A 17,149-nucleotide genomic window follows, 5' to 3' on the forward strand; every position below is an offset into this window, starting at 1 on the left:
GGCCTGGCTGGCGTGCGGCCGCCACGCCCAGGCGGCGAGCCAACTGCAGGCGATCCGCGCACAAGACCCGGCCTTCCGCGCCGAAGCCATCGCGCTGGCGCTGGGCCGTGCGCTCGGCGGCGCCGGGCGCGCGGCAGAAGCCCGGGCGGAGTTCGAATCGACGCTGCACCGCTTCGGCAGCTTCGAGGCCCGCGCCGAGTACGCGATCTGGGCTGCGACGAACGGCGAGCGTGCCCTGGCCAGCCGGCTGGACGCCGAGATCCAGCAGGCGATGGCGCGCTGGAGCCGCCACACCCGCGAGCTGAACCAGGCGACGCTGCAGCGCCTGCGCGCCGCGTTCGCCGCGGCAGCACGCGAAGCCACCTGACCTCGGCGCCGCGCGGGCGGCGTCGGCAGACGGCGGGGGCAGGAACAGGGGGCGCCGCTCCAGCAGCGAACGCTGCGGTTCAGGTAATCGGGGAGCAATCGGGGGATAGGCCGTGGCTGTGCACAATGGCCCCCTCCGATGGGGCGTTGGACCCTGTCGCTTCACTCCCCTGCGCGAAGGCACCGCTGCATGGTTTTGTTTGCCGCGACGGTCTTTCTCTCGGCCTTCCTGCTGTTCCAGATCCAGCCCCTGATCGCCAAGCAGATCCTGCCCTGGTTCGGCGGGTCTTCATCGGTCTGGAGCACCTGCATGGTGTTCTTCCAGCTCGAGCTGTTGCTCGGCTATGCCTATGTGCATTGGCTGCATGTGAAGCTGCCGATGCGCCGGCAGGTGCAAGTGCATACCGGCTTGCTGTTGCTGAGCCTGTTGACGCTGCCGGTCACCGCCAACCCCGCCTGGAAGACCGCCGCGCCGAGCCAACCCGTTCTGAGCGTGCTGGCGGTGCTGGCCACGGCAGTGGGGGCGCCCTACCTGTTGCTGTCGACCACCGGGCCCTTGATGCAGGCCTGGTATGCGCGCAGCTTTCTCGCAGACACCGGCAGCGCCCATCCCTATCGCCTCTACGCCTTGTCGAACCTCGCATCGATGCTGGCGCTGCTGAGCTACCCAGTGCTGGTCGAGCCCTTCTTGCCGGTTCGGCCGCAGGCGATCGTCTGGTCGGTGGGCTATGGGCTGTTCGTGCTGACTTGCCTGCTGACCGGGCACCTGGCCTGGCGGCGCATGACGGCGCCGGCGGAGGCAGCCGCCCCCGACCGGGCCACCGCAGCAGGGCCAGCCCCACGCTGGGGCGATTGCCTGATCTGGGTCGGCCTGTCGGCGACGGCGTCGATCCTGCTGTTGGCGATGACCCAGCACATGACGCAGGACGTGGCGCCCGTGCCCTTTCTCTGGGTGCTGCCACTGAGCATCTACCTGCTCAGCTTCATCCTGTGTTTCGACGCCCCGCGCTACTACGTCCGGCCAGCGTTCCTGGTGGCGCTGCCACTGGCCTTTTTGATGCTGGACCGAGCGCTGGACGGCGGCATGAAGGTGCCCGTGCTGGTCGGCCTGATGAGCGTGGCCTTGTTCATCTTCTGCATGGTCTGCCATGGCGAACTGGTTCGCCGCAAGCCGCCGATGCGGCACCTGACGCTGTTCTATCTGATGATCGCTGTCGGCGGCGCATTGGGCGGTGTGCTGGTCGGCCTGCTGGCGCCCGTTCTGTTCACGGCCTACTTCGAGCTGCCGATCGGCCTGTTCCTGTGCGCGGTGCTGGTGAGCATCGTGGTCTGGCACGAAGCCGGTGCCGTCTGGCGCGGCGCGTTGCGCATCATCTTGCTGCTCGCCCTGGTCGGTTATGGCTGGCGGCTGAGCGAGATCTCGCTCGAGTATGTGCAGGGCTACCGCAAGGTGGTGCGCAACTTCTACAGCCAGCTTCGAGTCTCCGAGAGCGTCGAGCCGCCGCTGGGCCTGCTGCGAACGATGCGCCACGGCCGGGTCACCCACGGCGAGCAGTACATGGACGCCGCACACCGGCAACAACCCACCGCCTACTACTGCGAGAAGTCGGGCGTCGGGCGCGCACTGCGCAGCCTGCAGGGGCCGCAGCCGCTCCGGCTCGGCGTGCTCGGCCTGGGCGCGGGCACCTTGGCGGCCTATGGCCGTGCCGGTGACGACATGCGCATCTACGAGATCAACGAGCAGGTGCTGGACCTCGCGCGCAGCGAGTTCAGCTACCTGGCCGACAGCCCGGCGCATATCACGACGGTGTTGGGCGATGGCCGATTGATGCTGGAACGCGAGGCACCGCAGCGCTTCGACCTGTTGGCCATCGATGCGTTCTCGGGTGACTCGATCCCCACCCACCTGCTGACCTTGGAAGCCATGCAGGCCTACTTCGGCCACCTCAATGCCGACGGCGTGCTGGCGGTGCACATCACCAACCGCTACCTCGACCTGCGGCCGGTCATGGCCGGCGCCGCACAACATTTCGGCAAGGCGGCCTACCTGTACGAGCTGGATCCGGACGATGACGACGACTATTGCCGCCACTCGATCTGGGTGCTGATGATGAACCCGGCCCGGATCACCGGCCTGCCGGGTTTGAACGGCGGAGGGCAGTTGCTCGCCGTTCGCCCAGGTTTCAAACCCTGGTCCGACAGCTACTCGAGCCTGTTCGAGATCCTGAAGTAGCCGGCACCGGCGCGAAGCCACGATGCCCCCAGCGTTTGCAGGCCCTGGCCTGGTTTGCGATATTCGGCGGATGAAGTACCTGCACACCATGGTCCGCGTGACGGACCTCGACGCGTCATTGCGTTTCTATTGCGACGCGCTTGGCCTGGAAGTGGTCTCGCGCCGGGAGGCGCCGGCCGGACGTTTCACGCTCGTGTTCCTGGCCGCACCGGGTGACCCGACGGCGCAGATCGAGCTGACCCACAACTGGGACCCCGAGGTCTACACCGGTGGCCGCAACTTCGGCCACGTGGCCTACGCGGTGCCCGACATCTACGCCGCCTGCCGCCGGCTGATGGAGCATGGCGTGACGATCAGCCGGCCGCCGCGTGATGGCCGCATGGCCTTCGTGCGCTCGCCGGACCAGATCTCGATCGAGCTGTTGCAAGAGGGTGAAGCACTGGCGCCGGCGGAACCGTGGACCTCGATGCCCAACGTCGGGGCCTGGTAAGCAAGAGCCGACGCGGTGGACACGCTGGTCCTGCGCCTGCTGCCCGGTGAAGACCTGCGCGGCGCATTGGAGGCCGCGGTGGCTGACCACGCGCTCAGCGGCGCCTTCGTGCTGGCCGGCGTCGGCAGTCTGTCAACCGCGCAGCTGCGGATGGCCGGCGCCGAAGCGCCGCTCAAACTCGATGGCGACCTGGAGATCCTGACGCTCAGCGGCAGCCTGTCGGCCGATGGCGCGCACCTTCATGCGGCGCTCGCACGCGCCGACGGCTCGGTGCTCGGTGGCCATATCGCACGGGGATGCACGGTGCGCACGACGGCCGAGGTGCTGTTGGCCTGCCTGCCGGATTGGCAATTGAGCCGCGAACCCGACGCACGCACCGGCTACCCCGAATTGGTCGCCCGACGGCGAGAAACCGGGCGCTGACGCCCGCACCGACACCGCTTCAGGGCGCCTGGGTCTGGCCGTAGTAGACGGGCGCCGGGTTGCCCAGCGACCACAGGTAGCGGCTTTGCGAGTTGAGCATCGACATCCGCGCCAGCGGGTGGTCCAGGCCACGGCTGCGGCTCTGCGTTGCCGTGGGTTGTGCGGGTGGGTTGGCCGCCGGGGCGGGTGCGGCTGCCGTGGCCCCGACGGGCGAGCCGCCGCCTTGACCACCGACCTGGCTGCCGATGCGCTGTGCGACCTGTCTCCGCACGGCCGGATCGCGCCGCATCTGTGCCACGCAGCCTTCGGATGCGCTGATCACCAGCTCGCCGCCCCGCATGTCCACGCACCCGGCCGCACGGGCACCGGTCGGTGCCAAGGCAGTCAGACACAGACCCCACAACAGGGGCCGGCGCAGACGAGCAACTCGAAGGCGAGGGGCGGTTTTCATGGGCGATGCGGACCTTAGCATCGGCCGAAACCGGCCTCGCTAAAGCCCCGCGCCTGACCGGTTGCGTTTCGTGACAGGCGCCGCGACTGACTCGATCCATTGACGGATCAGATCTGACCCGTGCCCTGCCGTGCGCGCTTCACTGACTGTCGAGCGGGTCCAGCGCCCCGTCGGGCAGCGCATCGAGCATGCGGTCCAGCAGCTGTGGCAGATCGGCCGGTCCGTCGAGGAAATAGCGGGCCTGTGAGCTGGGGTCGTCCTGCCCAACGCGCACGGTGAACCAGCTCGGTTCGGCGCGTGCAAAGACCGGCTCGTCATTGACATCGTCGCCGACGAACACCGCCGCCGCCGCACCGCTGGCGGCCACCAGTGCCGCCACCGCGTCGGCCTTGTCGCGCGCTCGCGCAGCGACGATGTTGACCACCATCTTGCCGCCGAACACCGCCAGCGACGGCGGCAAGGCGTTGACGACATCGTCGATCACGCGCTGGGCCATGTCGCGGTCACTCGCCAGGCGGTAGTGAAGGGCGAGTGACAGGCCTTTGTCTTCGACGACCACACCGGCGGCGCGCAAGGCGGCTGCGGCCGCATCGAGCTGCGCGCGCGCGGGCGCCAGGTCCACCAGGGGGATGGCCGAGGCCTCGGCTTCATCCTCTGCCCCGTGGTTGCCGACGATGCGCCAGGGCGTGAACAACAGCCGCGGCCGCACATCGTGCACCTGCCGGCCTGACACCACAGCCACCGGCAGCCGGCCCGCCAGGCGCTGCAGCCGGTGCGCCACCGGCGCGGGCACCCGGGCATCCCCSGGGCGAGCAACGATGGGCGCCAAGGTGCCGTCGAAGTCAAAGGCCAGCAGCGGGCGGCACTGCATCGTGGCCTGCAGCGCCGCTTCGCCTTCAGGCGTGAAAAGTCGTTTCATCCAGTTCGGTGTTCTTGTGGCGTTGCACTCGCGCGGCAATGCGCTCACGCAACCGGAAACGACCCGCATCGGCCAGCATGCGGCCGGCCCAGCGGAAGACGTTGTTCTCGCGCACCGTCATGCGCAGGCTGGCCATGCGTTCGCGCTGCTCGGCCACCGGCATGGTGGCGGCCTGGTGCAACGCATCGGCCGTTTCCTCGACGTGGTACGGGTTGACGATCAGCGCCTCGGAGAGTTCCCGCGCGGCGCCGGCAAAACGGCTCAACACCAACACGCCCTGCTCGTCGTCGCGCGCGGCGACGAACTCCTTGCTGACCAGGTTCATGCCGTCGTGCAGGCTGGTGACCACGCAGATGTTGGCGGCGCGGAACAACTCGTTGACCGCTTCGTGCTCATGGTGCTCGGCCAGCAGCCGCACCGGTTGGTAACCCGGTTGGCCATAGCGCAGGTTGATGCGGTCGGCCACGCTGTGGATGCGCTGCTGGAAGGCGCGGTACTCCTCCAGCGCACTGCGCGTGGGTGCGGCGACCTGCACGAAGACGAACTTGCCGATCCACTCGGGCCGCTTCTCGAGCAGGCGCTCGACGGCATGCAGCCGCTCGAGGATGCCCTTGGTGTAGTCGAAGCGGTCCACGCCCACGGCCAGGCAGGTGAACGGGCCCAGGCCCAGGCGCTCGAAGACGCGTCGCCGGCATTCGTCCACCGGCGCCCAGCCGCGGTCACCTTCGGGCCAGTCGATCGAGATCGGGTAGCTCTCGACCAGCGTTTCCTTGTCGTGGAACGAGATCGTCGAGTGCTCGTGCTCGATGCGCGCCTCCAGGCTGCGATCGACAGTCTCGATGAAGTTCTTGCAGTGGAAGCGCGTATGGAAACCGAGGATCGTGCTGCCCAGCATGCCTTGCAGGATCTCGCGTCGCCACGGGCAGATGCCAAACGATTCGGGGTTAGGCCAGGGGATGTGCCAGAAGGTCAGGATGGTCGCGCGCGGCAGGCGCTCGCGAATCATCGCGGGCAGCAGCGCGAAGTGATAGTCCTGCACCAGCACCACCGGGTCCTCGCCGCGCGCCTCGGCGGCGACCGCGTCGGCGAAACGTTCGTTGACATGCTTGTACATCTGCCAGTCGGATTCGCGGAACACCGGCCGCACGTGGGCCACGTGGCACAACGGCCACAGCCCTTCGTTGGCGAAGCCGTTGTAGTAACCCTCTTCTTCTTCCTTGGTCAGCCAGACACGGCGCAGCGAGTACTCGTTGGTGCCCGGCGGTACCGCAATGCGGTCGTGCCGGTCGACGAACTCGCGGTCGGCGCTGCCGCTGCCGTGCGCGATCCAGGTACCCGAGCAGGCGCGCATCACCGGCTCGACCGCGGTCACCAGGCCGCTGGCCGGACGGCGCACGATCACCTGGCCATCGTCCAGGCGCTCATGCAAATAGGGTTCGCGGTTGGACACCACGATGACCTGGTCGCCGCGCAACTGCGTCTGCAGCAGCGAGCGCAATCGTTCGGGGTTCCACACCGTGACCAGGTCGAGCCCGCGGCGGTACTCGTCTTCGAGATCACGCAGCCGCGCGCGCACCTCGCTGGCAAAAGGCTGCAGCTCGGGCGGCGGCAACAGCGGCACCAGCAGGCCTTCGCCACGCAAGATGCCCTGCATGCCCGAGACCCAGCCGCGCCAACTGATCTGCGCCACGATCACCGTGATCAGCGCAATGGCCAGGCCGAGCAGCACGATGAAGCCGACCAGGTAACGCCGCGTGTCGGCACTGCGCTTGTCGATGAAGCTCATGTCGTGCAACAGCACCAGGCTGCTGCCGTCGGCGTCATCGCCCTTGAGCGGCTGCACCCCCACATGGACCGAGCCAGACTCGAGCGGCAAACGCGGCACGGCCAGATCGGCCAGTTCACGCGCACGGGTGCAACCGAGTGTCTTCGGGTAGCCCTCGGTGCGGCGCAGCATCTCGCCGCCTGGGCCACACAGCGCGATTGCAACCAGGCGTTCGTCCTGCACCGCGCGGTCGAACAGAGATTGAACGCGCCAGGATTTGCCGTCAACCTGGGCTTCGTTGATGGCATCCGACAGCGTATTGGCCACCAACGCATCGCGGGTGTTGAGGTCGCGCGCAAACCAGCGTAGCGTCAGCCTGTCCATCAACGGCAAGGCCACCAGCGCTGCCACGGTCAGTGTCAACAACAGGGGAACCAGGAAGCGAAGTTGGAGACGAAGGGTTTTCATGGTGAACATTGGCAACCAGGGGCAAACGCCGTGCCTGGGTGCCTTCAGCGGGGCTGGTCAGGGTAGGCTGGTCTGCGCCATCTAACCGTTTGGGTTTGTGTCAATGCATATCGAATCAAAAACAAGCACGCTCGATCTCGCACTGACTGGAAACTGTGCCATCAGTGCCCTCATCGAACGCGGAGGGGACATCGTCTGGTGCTGCATGCCCCGCTTCGATGGCGACCCGGTGTTCCATGCACTGCTGGGCGCCCCGTCGGGCGAGCGTGCCGATGGCCGGATGGCGATCGAGCTCGAGAACGCGGTGCGCAGCGAGCAGGCTTATGTGCCCGGCACGGCGATCGTGCGCACCCGGCTGTACGACGACCAGGGCCAGGCGATCGAGATCACCGACTTCTGCCCGCGCTTCTGGCACCACGGCCGGATGTTCCGCCCGACCCAGCTGGTGCGCCGTGTGCAGCCGTTGCACGGCCACCCGCGCGTGCGCTTCGTCGTGCGGCCGCGGGGCGAGTGGGGCTCGGTGGCACCCGAGCTGACGCGTGGCAGCAACCATTTGCGTTATGTGCTGCCGGGCCAGACGCTGCGGCTGAACACCAGCGCTCCGCCGACCTACGTGGCCGCGGAGCGTTTCTTCTCGCTGCATGCGCCGGTCAGCATGATCCTCGGGCCGGACGAAACCTTCGAAGGCGGCATCGAGCAGACTGCGCGCGACTTCGAAGAACAGACGATGCTGCACTGGCAGCAGTGGACGCGTCGGCTGGCGGTGCCGCTGGAGTGGCAGGACGCGGTGATCCGCGCCGCGATCACGCTCAAGCTGTGCCAGTTCGAAGAGACCGGCGCGATCGTCGCCGCGATGACCACCAGCCTGCCCGAAGCGCCGAACAGCGGCCGCAACTGGGACTACCGCTTCTGCTGGCTGCGCGACGCCTTCTTCGTCGTGCGTGCGCTGAACAGCCTGTCCGAAGTCGGCACGATGGAGGACTACCTGCGCTGGATGCACGACGTGGTGCGCAGCGCCGACGGCCACGTGCAGCCGCTGTACGGCATCGACCTCGAACGCCAGCTGACCGAGCGGATCGAGAAGCAGCTGCCCGGCTACCGCGGCATGGGCCCGGTGCGCGTGGGCAACCAGGCCTACGAACACTTCCAGCACGACGTCTACGGCAACATCGTGCTCGGCTCGTCGCAAGCCTTCCATGACCACCGGCTGTTCCGCCGCGCGGACGCGAGCGACTTCGCGCAGCTCGAGCAGGTCGGCGAGCGCGCCTTCTCGCTCTACGACCAGCCCGACGCCGGCATGTGGGAGCTGCGCACCCGCGCCCGCATCCACACCTCGTCATCGCTGATGTGCTGGGCCGCCTGTGATCGGCTGGCCAAGATCGCCCACGTACTGAAGCAGCCGTCGCGGGTCACCTTCTGGCGCGACCGGGCCGACCTGATCCGCCAGCGCATCCTGACCGAAGCCTGGAGCGACGAGCGCCAGGCCTTCGTCGAAAGCTTCGGCGGCCGCGAGCTCGACGCCAGCGTGCTGCTGATGGCCGAGGTCGGCTTCCTGCCAGCGTCCGATCCGCGTTTCATGAAGACCGTCGACGCGATGGAACGCACGCTGTGCGACGGCCCGTTCATGCGCCGCTACGAAGCGCCGGACGACTTCGGCCGTCCCGAGACCGCGTTCAACGTCTGCGCCTTCTGGCGCGTCGACGCACTGGCGCGCACCGGCCGCCGCGACGAGGCGCGCGAGGCTTTCGAGGCGCTGCTGGCGCGGCGCAACCACGTCGGGCTGTTGTCCGAAGACTTGGACCCGCAGACCGGCGAGCTGTGGGGCAACTTCCCGCAGACCTACTCGATGGTGGGGATCATCAACGGAGCGATGCAGCTCTCGGCCCCTTGGGCCGATGCGGTGTGAATTGTTGACCCCCACGGCCCCTCCGGGGGCCTGCCCCCCAAGGGGGCTCGCGCAGCGGACCGGCAAAGCCGGATCCGCGCACGCCACTTGAAGTAGAGCGGCGCTTCGCGCGCTCTCCAAGTGCCCTTCGGCCGCGCCGCATGGCCCCACGGCACACGCCAGCCATGCAGGCGCGCTAACCTCGCCGTTTCGCCTATCCGCCCATCAAGGATCTCACCATGTCCACGCCCGTCAGCATGCGTTACCGCCGCCTCGGCCGCGCCGGCCTGCAAGTCAGTGAGCTGTCGCTCGGCTCCTGGATCACGTACCACAACCAGGTCAATGTCGACGCAGCGGTCGAGATGATGGCCGCTGCCTATGACGCGGGCATCAACTTCTTCGACAACGCCGAGGCCTACGCCGGTGGCCGCAGCGAAGAGGTGATGGGCCAGGCCATCAAGCGCCTGGGCTGGCCGCGCCTGAACTACATCGTCTCGACCAAGTTCTTCTGGGGTCTGGACCGATCCGGCCACACCACCAACCGGCGCGACACGCTGAACCGCAAGTACCTGATGCAGGCCATCGACGGCTCGCTCAAGCGCTTTGGCCTGGAGCACATCGACCTCGTCTACTGCCACCGGCCCGACCCGCACACGCCGATCGAGGAAACCGTCTGGGCGATGAGCGACATGATCACGCAGGGCAAGGCACTGTACTGGGGCACCAGCGAGTGGAGCGCAGCCGACATCCGCGCCGCCTGGGAGATTGCCGAGCGCTACCACCTGCACAAGCCAGTGGTCGAACAGCCGCAGTACCACCTGTTCCACCGCCAGCGCGTCGAGCAGGAGTACGCGCGGCTGTACGAAGACCTGGGCCTGGGCCTGACGACCTGGAGCCCGCTCGCCTCGGGCCTGTTGAGCGGCAAGTACACCGGCGGCATTCCGGCCGGCTCTCGCGGCGCGATGGAGACCATGGGCTTCCTGCGCGACGGCCTGACCGACGCCGCCAAGAACGCCGCCGTCGCCGAACTGGCCCCGATCGCGCGCGACCTGGGCGCGACCACCGCGCAGCTGGCAATCGCCTGGATCACCAAGAACCCTCGCGTGTCCAGCGTGATCACCGGCGCATCCAAGGTCGATCAACTGCAAAGCAACCTCGGCGCACTCGCGGTGGCGGACAAGTTGACGCCGGAACTGATGGCGCGCATCGAGGCGATCACGTCGCCGTTGGCGGAATGAGTGCAGTGCCAGACGCCGTTGTTTGTCGAGGCGACTACGAAATCTCAACCGACCCCGCGCGGCTGGACTTCGAGGCCATCCACGCCTACCTGACGCGCAGCTACTGGTCACCCGGCATCTCGCGCGCACTGGTGGAGCGGGCGGCGGCGCATTCGTTGTGCTTCGGGCTGTACCGCGCCGGTGAACAGGTCGGCTATGCGCGGATCGTCACCGACCGCACGACCTTCGCCTACCTGTGCGACGTCTACGTGCTCGAAGCGCACCGCGGGCAGGGGCTGTCGAAGTGGCTGATGCAGACGATCCAGGCTCATCCCAACCTGCAGCACCTGCGCCGCTTCATGCTGGCCACGCGCGATGCGCATGGGCTGTACGCGACGTTCCAGTTCACGCCGCTGGCCCACCCGGAGCGGTTGATGGAGATCGTGGTGCCGGATGCGCACCTGCGGGCCGAAGCGGCCGCCGGAGCCAACCGCGTGCCGCGCTGAGCCAGTTCAGTGCGGCGTAGCGTCCTTCGCTTCGGCGTCCAGTGGCAGATCCGTCGCGGGAACCAGGAAGAAGCGGGTGCCCGTCACCAGTTGAGCGGGAACGTGGTAAGTGACGCTGTACGAGTAACGAACCACCAGATTGTGATCTTCATCGTCGAGGAACACTTCGTCGGGCGTCGGATCCTTGAAGTAGGAGACCGGATTGAGCAGCAACCCAACAAGCGAGTACTTGGAGAAATCGATTGCCGGCGGTGAATCGGCGGCACAGGCCGCATGGTTGTAGTCCGCGTAGTCCTCGCAGTTCAGCGTCGCCTTGCGGTCTTGCCAGGCGGCTTGCCATTCTTCGTCGTTCCTGACGATGAATGCTCGGGTCGGGGTGTCCAACGGCCAGTCGCCGCTGAGAACGGCGTTGTCGCCCGCGGAGAGTTCGGTGACCGGCTGGTCCGTTTTTGAACTCCCCCCTCCGCAAGAAGCCAGCAATGATGCTGCGGCCAAGGTCAGGAGCCAACGAGCACGGTGTGCGGTATGAATCATATTGGTGTCCCCCTTCTGCTTGATTGAAGACGAAAGTATGCCCTCTTGACCTAACTAGTCAAAGAAGTGGCCAAACAGGCGCACCCGCCATCCTCCTTTGCCCCACTATCTTGCCGGCTTGCGCGCGGTCAGCACCGGCTGGAACAGCACGTCGTCGCGGCGGTGCAGGTCGACAAAACCGGCGCCGTGCATCAGCGTGAGCAGCTGGTCGATCGTGACCGCGTGGTAGCGGCTTTTCAGCACTTGCGTGCGGCAGTCGCCGGTCGCCGATTCGCGCGTCAGGTAGACCCGCAGGTCGTAGTGCGTGTCGCCGTCCCATTCCCAGACCTGCGTCGCAAGAAACCGGTCGCCGTTCTCGTAGCGCAGGCCATAGGGGCGCACGTCGGGGTTCTGGCGTTCGATCGCGGCGTAGTCGCGCACCGACAACACCAGCATGCCGCCGGGCTTCAGGCAGCGGTGGGCACTGCGAAAGGCCTGCAGCAGTTCGTCGTCGGTCAGCAGATGCGGCACGCTGTTGTCGCAGGCGATCACCGCGTCGGCGCTGGCGTCTTCGGCTTCGCCGAGCGTGCGCAGGTCGTCGATGCGCACATGGGCCTTCAGGCCGCGATGAGCCAGCTCTTCGTTCAGCCGGCCAACCGCACCGACCGAGATGTCCGACGCGCTGACCTGGTAGCCGTAGGGCAGCAGGCCCAGCGTCTGGGTGCCGATGCCACAGGCGGCATCCAGTACATGTGCGCCCGGGCCGATGCCGTGCCGGCCCAGCAGGCCGGCCAGCGCGCGGCCTTGCTGGGCCGAGGCCGCTTCCCAGTCGCCGTACAGCAGGTGGTAGAAGGGCGCCAGTTCGTCGTAGAAGCTCGCGATCATGGGACCTCGGTTCTCCGTGGGTTTGGTGTGGAACAGCCCGCTGGCGCCTGGCGCCGCGGTGGGCATTCTGCGCCGAATCAGCCCTGGTTCAAGGCCGCCAACCGCTCCGGCGTGCCGACATCGGTCCAGCCGCCGGACCACAGCCGTGCGCCGAGCCGCCGCGCGCCGATCGCCGCATCCAGACGCGGGCGCAGCGGCATGCGCGTGCCGGGCGCGATGTCGTTGAACATCGCAGCGCGGAACAGGCCGACGCTGGCCCAGGTGTAGCGCTGCGGCGCCTGAAGCAATGCCAGCCCGTCGGGCCCGATGCCATAGTCGCCGCGCGGGTGGTGCGGCGCGTTGGGCACCATCCACAGCTCGGCCAGCCGTTCGGGGTGCGCGTTCATCTCGTCGACCGCGGTGGCCGGGAAGTCGAAGCCCGGCAGGAACACATCGCCCGAGACGACCCAGAACGGCGCAGTGTCATGCCCCGGCGCGAGCCAGTGCAGTGCCTTGGCAATGCCACCGGCGGTCTCCAGCGCGCCGCCGTGGTCGCGCCCTTCGAACGAGTAGTGCAGCGTCAACCCGAAACGGCTGCCGTCGCCCAGCACGGCCGGGAACTGCTCTTCCAGCCAATCGGTGTTGACGATCACCTCGCGCACGCCCGCCGCGGCCAGCGCGGCCAGGTGCCACTCGATCAGCGGCCGGCCTTGCACCGTGAGCAGCGGCTTGGGGCAGTTGTCGGTCAGCGGCCGCATGCGCTCGCCGCGGCCAGCGGACAGCACGATCGCTCGGGGCGACAAGGCACTCACTGAGACCCCTTCCGGCGCTGCGTGGCGCTCACTGCAGCACCACCGTCGCCACCGTGCCCGGCTGCAGCTCGGCCTTCAGCGTGCATCCTTGCGCGCCGCCCTGGGTGCTGGCGTTGCGCACCGCGGCCTTGGCCTCGGCGCCGCCGGCGTTATAGGCGTCGACACGAGCGACCGCGCCACAGTCCTTGCTGCCCGACAGGCGGGTGGTGACCGCCTGGGCCTGGCTGCCGGGGTTGACCAACATCACGTAGGTCTTGCCGCCGGCCTGCAAGGCCGCCGCCGGCAGCTCGGCGCTCGGCTTGCGCGCGCCCACGGCCTTGGCACCGACGGGCACGCCACCGAACAAGGCCTTCATCGCGTTGGCCACCGGCCGGCGCTGGCCGTCTTCGGACAGCATGCCGTGCTGCTTCTTGGTGAAGCCGAAGTCCTGCAGCTGCCAGTAGATCAGGCCGCTGGCGCCCTGGCCGAGCAGCAGCGTGGCGCTGGCGGCAGCCTGCACCGCGTAGGCCGGCGAGTTCACGTCGAGGTCGGCGGCCGCTTGCGCATCGTCGTCGTTGTGCTTCTTGACGCCGAACTCGGTGATCAGGATCGGGCCGAACTTGCCGCGCCCCAGAAAGCTGGCCATGCCCGGGCCGGCGGCATCGGCCAGCACCTGGGGCGTCAGATAGGAATGCGCGCTGACATAACCCAGCGCCTTGGCGGCATTGGCATTAACCATGCCGCCGATGAAGTGGTCGAAGTCGCGAATGCCGGCGCCAGGCCCGGCAATGGCCCAGCCTTGCAGGCCGCGCGCGTCCATCGCGGCGCGCGTCTTCAACACCAGCGCGGCGTATTGCTCACGCTCGAACTGGGTGTCCCAGGCGCCTTGCGGCTCGTTGGTCAGCTCGACCGCCACCGCCTGTACGCCCTGGCGCTGCAGCCAGACCATCTGCGCGGTCAGCAGGTTGGCGTAGTCGCCCAGGTTCTCGGTCTTCGCGAAGTGCGCCTGCTGCTTCGAGCCGGCCTTCTGCACGCGCTTCTCGGACCACGGTTCGGGCATGCGCCAGAAGATCAGCACCGGCTGGATGTTCAGCTCTTTCATGCGGCGGTTGAATGCCGCCAGGCGGTCGCGCTGGGCGGGGTTGTCGTTGCGCTGCAGCACCTCGAGCAACTGGTCCACGCTCATGCCAGGGCGCAGCTGGTCGAAGGTGATCTTGGGGATCAGCGAGACGCGCACGAAGCGGGCATTCAGCTCCTTCAGCAGCGCCATGCCGGCATCGTCGCTGTCGCCCGCGGCATTGGTGGCGGCCAGCCGCTCGCGCGCCTTGGGGCCTAGCTTGGGGCCGGCAGCGTCGGCGCCGCCGCGGTCGCCTCTCAACCAGACCTGGGTGCCGAAGCCGATGAAGTCGTGGGCCTGGGCGAAGTCGAAATCCAGTGCGACCTCGCCGGCCGAGACGGCTCCGCCGGCCGCCAGCGCGCACGCCGCAGCGATGCGCCCGACGTTGCGGCGCCAGGCTGCCCGGCGCGAGGAAATGATCGATAGACCCCAGCCACGTTGACCGCTCATCCAGAGGCTCCTGCGATGTTCAAACACACGAATGCGGCGGCACCTTAGCAGAGGGATACAGCAATACACAGCAATACGGTAACGGGCTGTCTTGGGCCCGGCAGGCATGTCAGCTGGCGTTGGTTGACAAGATTGGCGCCGGCAGTTCGCCGCGCAGCAGCCGGTGCCGCTCGATCTGCGCCGGTGCGAACAGCGCCAGCAATCGCACCATCACCGCCTCGGCCTGAGCCGCATGGTCAGCGCCGAGGTTGCAGACGTAGACATCCAGCGTCACCGCGCCCAGCTCGGGCCAGGTGTGCACCGCCAGGTGCGACTCGGCCAGCAGCACCACGCCGGTGACGCCGGGCTCATGCGTTGTCCCCGGTCTTGGTGCGAAGCGGTGGAACAGCTCGCCGACGGCCTGCAGGCCCGCCGCCTGCACCGCAGCCAGGCAGGCGCTGCGCAGCGCCTGCGGGTCGGTCATCGCAGGCGTCTCGGCGGCGCAGCCGCGCAGGTCGGCGGTGAGGTGCAGGCCTTGCATCGTGGCGCGGATTATCGGCCGACCGATCGGCGGCCAGGGGGGATCCACCCCTAGCCGGTCTCCCCTGATCGGGGCCCCGAACCCCCGCGGGAGCGGGAGGGCGCGGCGAAGGCCATCTGCCTACGCTTCGGTCCGTGGTGAATCGCACCGCAGTACCGCCGTCAAACCCTTGCGGCGCCTTCATCTTCAGGGAGAAATCATGCGACTGAAACTGGCACTCTCGATGACCACCGCCGCACTGCTGGCGGCCATGGCATCCCCCGGGCACGCGACCGTGCTGCCCTACAAGAACGTCGACGCACTGGTGCACGAAGCCGACGGCATCGTGATCGGCACCGTGCGCTCGGTCGAGGCCGCGGCAAGCAAGCCGCACGACGTGCACACCTACGTGACGCTCGACCACCTGGACGTGCTGAGCGGCCAGCTCAACGCACCGACGCTGACGCTGCGCCTGCGCGGTGGCCTGGTCAACGGCCGCGGCCTGCATGTCGACGGTGCGCCGAACTTCGCGCCGAACGAGCGCGTGCTGCTGTTCGTGCAGGGCAACGGCCAGGATCTGGTGCCGCTGGTCGGCTGGGGCCAGGGCATGTTCCGCCTGGTGCCCGATGCGGCAACCGGCAAGACCAAGGTGCAGGACGCCGAAGGCAATGACGTCGTCGGCCTGGCCGATGGCCACCTGCAGCACCGCGACGGTGAACAGATGGATGTCGTGCTGATGGGCGCACCCGAGATGAAGCTGGCCCGCCAGCCCAAGCCCGAAGCCCACGCCGGCCAGACCGACGACGGCTCGGCCAGCACGCTGGTCGACGTGCAGGCGCTGCCGGCCCGCGCGATGTCGGCCGAGCGTTTCGTCGCCGAGATGCGCCAACGCGCCGCCGGCCACCACGGCAAGACGCTGCGCAGCGTGACGCCGCAGGACCAGCAGGCCGAAGCCGCTGCCGCCAGCGACGCYGCCGCGACCCACAGCCGTCCCGCCGCCCAGCCGGTCGCGATGCCCGAGGGCGCCGGCGTCAGCCTGCCCGCGCAGCGCGCCGTGCCGTCGGCCGCCGACCAGCGTTGATACGCCCGTCAGCGACACCCCAACGAACACCGACCAATCAAGAGGATTTCATGAACACGATTGACAAAACCCAGGCCCGTCGCGGCCTGCGCAAAGCCGCCGCCGTGCTCGGCCTGTTGGCGATGACGGCCTCGGCCGCCAACGCCGCCACCTGGCTGGAGTGCGAAGGCAACAAGATCAAGTGGAACAACAACTGGACCAACATGTACATCAGCACCACGTCGTTCCCGGCGGGGTCGAGCTGGGACAGTGACCTGCAGAACGCGATGTGGCACTGGAACAATGTCAAAGGCGCCGGCTTCAACTTCTACGTCGGCCGCGACACCGACGGCAGCCACGCCAAGGACAACGGCACCAACGAGATCTACATGCACGGCACCGAGGTGGGCTCGGCGCTGGCCGTGACCTTCAGCCGCTACCACTGCTACTGGCTGTTCGGCTACCAATACGGCCGCGACGAAGCCGACATCGCCTTCAACAGCAACCTGGGCTGGAACACCGGCAAGCTGAACTACGCCAGTCTGGGCTCGCCGTACAACTTCGAGCTGGTCGCGTTGCACGAGCTGGGCCACGCACTGGGCCTGGGCCACTCGGACGGCGTGCAGGCAACGATGAACTCGTACTACGCCAACGGCGGCCCGCTGGGCAACAACAAGGAGGTCGACCCGCTGCCCGACGACCGCTCCGGCGTGCGTGCGCTGTACCCCGACGGTACGACCGAAGCCGACGTGGCCAGCTCGCCGTTCAAGCGCACCGGCACCGGCACCAGCGGCCTGGTCAGCTCGCCGACCTCGGCCGCCCGCGGCTCGTCGGTCAACATCGGCTACACCTTTGCTAACCTGGGCACGGCCACCGCGACCTTCAACATCGGCTTCTACCTGTCGACCAACAACATCATCAGCACCGGCGACCGGCTGCTGGGCAGCAACACCGGGGCCTGGGCCTCGGCCGGCGCGCTCGGCACCTACACCCGCACGCTGACGATCCCGGCCGACGTGGCGCCCGGCACGTACTACCTCGGCTTCCTGGTCGACAAGGACTCGGGCATCGCCGAGGCCAACGAAGGCAACAACGGCCAGCCGATGCCACGCTCGATCACCGTGTATTGATC

Annotated in this window: 16 protein-coding genes and 1 pseudogene; 9 read left to right on the forward strand and 8 right to left on the reverse strand. The window is 68.0% G+C overall.

The genetic code is table 11. From position 1 onward, the window contains the following. The 4 genes and pseudogenes from AC1DYI_RS10980 to AC1DYI_RS10995 form a co-directional block, all read left to right on the forward strand. Window positions 1–367, forward strand: a pseudogene (locus AC1DYI_RS10980) (hypothetical protein); the annotation flags it as partial. Between the two features lie 189 nt (window positions 368–556). After that, complete coding sequence (locus tag AC1DYI_RS10985) at window positions 557–2,599, forward strand: spermidine synthase (protein ID WP_477204143.1); 2,043 nt, start codon at window positions 557–559, stop codon at window positions 2,597–2,599. 88 nt (window positions 2,600–2,687) lie between these two features. Continuing rightward, window positions 2,688–3,089 carry a VOC family protein gene (locus AC1DYI_RS10990; RefSeq protein WP_477204144.1) on the forward strand — a complete coding sequence of 134 codons (402 nt, stop codon included), beginning with the start codon at window positions 2,688–2,690 and terminating at the stop codon, window positions 3,087–3,089. 15 nt (window positions 3,090–3,104) lie between these two features. Then, window positions 3,105–3,512, forward strand: coding sequence for a PPC domain-containing DNA-binding protein (locus tag AC1DYI_RS10995; protein WP_477204145.1), 408 nt, complete (start codon window positions 3,105–3,107; stop codon window positions 3,510–3,512). Between the two features lie 19 nt (window positions 3,513–3,531). On the opposite strand, the gene AC1DYI_RS11000 is transcribed toward AC1DYI_RS10995, so the two are convergent. The 3 genes from AC1DYI_RS11000 to AC1DYI_RS11010 form a co-directional block, all read right to left on the reverse strand. Further along, complete coding sequence (locus AC1DYI_RS11000) at window positions 3,532–3,891, reverse strand: hypothetical protein (RefSeq protein WP_477204146.1); 360 nt, start codon at window positions 3,889–3,891, stop codon at window positions 3,532–3,534. Window positions 3,892–4,102: 211 nt separating this feature from the next. Beyond that, a complete protein-coding gene (otsB, locus tag AC1DYI_RS11005) occupies window positions 4,103–4,882 on the reverse strand; it encodes a trehalose-phosphatase (RefSeq protein WP_477204147.1) in 780 nt (259 codons plus the stop codon). After that, on the reverse strand, window positions 4,860–7,115 hold the full coding sequence (locus AC1DYI_RS11010; protein WP_477204148.1) for an alpha,alpha-trehalose-phosphate synthase (UDP-forming): 2,256 nt from the start codon (window positions 7,113–7,115) through the stop codon (window positions 4,860–4,862). The genes otsB and AC1DYI_RS11010 overlap by 23 nt, the downstream gene beginning before the upstream one ends. 103 nt (window positions 7,116–7,218) lie before the next feature. Here AC1DYI_RS11010 and AC1DYI_RS11015 point away from each other — a divergent pair, with 103 nt between their 5' ends. The 3 genes from AC1DYI_RS11015 (at window position 7,219) to AC1DYI_RS11025 (ending at window position 10,723) form a co-directional block, all read left to right on the forward strand. Further along, window positions 7,219–9,021 carry a glycoside hydrolase family 15 protein gene (locus AC1DYI_RS11015; RefSeq protein WP_477204149.1) on the forward strand — a complete coding sequence of 601 codons (1,803 nt, stop codon included), beginning with the start codon at window positions 7,219–7,221 and terminating at the stop codon, window positions 9,019–9,021. Window positions 9,022–9,257: 236 nt separating this feature from the next. Then, window positions 9,258–10,238 (forward strand): potassium channel beta subunit family protein, encoded by a 981-nt coding sequence (locus AC1DYI_RS11020; protein WP_477204158.1) that lies wholly within the window; start codon window positions 9,258–9,260, stop codon window positions 10,236–10,238. Beyond that, a complete protein-coding gene (locus tag AC1DYI_RS11025; protein WP_477204150.1) occupies window positions 10,235–10,723 on the forward strand; it encodes a GNAT family N-acetyltransferase in 489 nt (162 codons plus the stop codon). The genes AC1DYI_RS11020 and AC1DYI_RS11025 overlap by 4 nt, the downstream gene beginning before the upstream one ends. A 6-nt stretch (window positions 10,724–10,729) precedes the next feature. Here AC1DYI_RS11025 and AC1DYI_RS11030 read toward each other — a convergent pair whose 3' ends face one another. The 5 genes from AC1DYI_RS11030 to speD all read right to left on the reverse strand — a co-directional run bounded on the left by AC1DYI_RS11030 (window position 10,730) and on the right by speD (window position 14,978). Beyond that, window positions 10,730–11,257 (reverse strand): hypothetical protein, encoded by a 528-nt coding sequence (locus tag AC1DYI_RS11030; RefSeq protein WP_477204151.1) that lies wholly within the window; start codon window positions 11,255–11,257, stop codon window positions 10,730–10,732. 105 nt (window positions 11,258–11,362) lie between these two features. Then, a complete protein-coding gene (locus AC1DYI_RS11035; protein WP_477204152.1) occupies window positions 11,363–12,121 on the reverse strand; it encodes a class I SAM-dependent methyltransferase in 759 nt (252 codons plus the stop codon). Between the two features lie 77 nt (window positions 12,122–12,198). Further along, window positions 12,199–12,912 carry a nucleotidyltransferase family protein gene (locus tag AC1DYI_RS11040; protein ID WP_477204153.1) on the reverse strand — a complete coding sequence of 238 codons (714 nt, stop codon included), beginning with the start codon at window positions 12,910–12,912 and terminating at the stop codon, window positions 12,199–12,201. A gap of 28 nt (window positions 12,913–12,940) precedes the next feature. After that, a complete protein-coding gene (locus AC1DYI_RS11045; RefSeq protein WP_477204154.1) occupies window positions 12,941–14,458 on the reverse strand; it encodes a hypothetical protein in 1,518 nt (505 codons plus the stop codon). A 109-nt stretch (window positions 14,459–14,567) separates the two neighbouring features. Beyond that, window positions 14,568–14,978: an adenosylmethionine decarboxylase gene (speD, locus tag AC1DYI_RS11050; protein ID WP_477204155.1), complete on the reverse strand. Its 411-nt coding sequence runs from the start codon at window positions 14,976–14,978 to the stop codon at window positions 14,568–14,570. Window positions 14,979–15,177: 199 nt separating this feature from the next. On the opposite strand from speD, the gene AC1DYI_RS11055 reads away from it, so the two are divergent. Both AC1DYI_RS11055 and AC1DYI_RS11060 read left to right on the forward strand, forming a co-directional pair. After that, the gene (locus AC1DYI_RS11055; RefSeq protein ID WP_477204156.1) at window positions 15,178–16,038 is read left to right on the forward strand and encodes a hypothetical protein; all 861 of its coding nucleotides are present in this window, start codon (window positions 15,178–15,180) and stop codon (window positions 16,036–16,038) included. A gap of 50 nt (window positions 16,039–16,088) precedes the next feature. Next, complete coding sequence (locus AC1DYI_RS11060) at window positions 16,089–17,147, forward strand: matrixin family metalloprotease (protein WP_477204157.1); 1,059 nt, start codon at window positions 16,089–16,091, stop codon at window positions 17,145–17,147. Window positions 17,148–17,149: the final 2 nt, after the last annotated feature.

Source organism: Ideonella sp. P3_A4 (genome assembly GCF_056403075.1).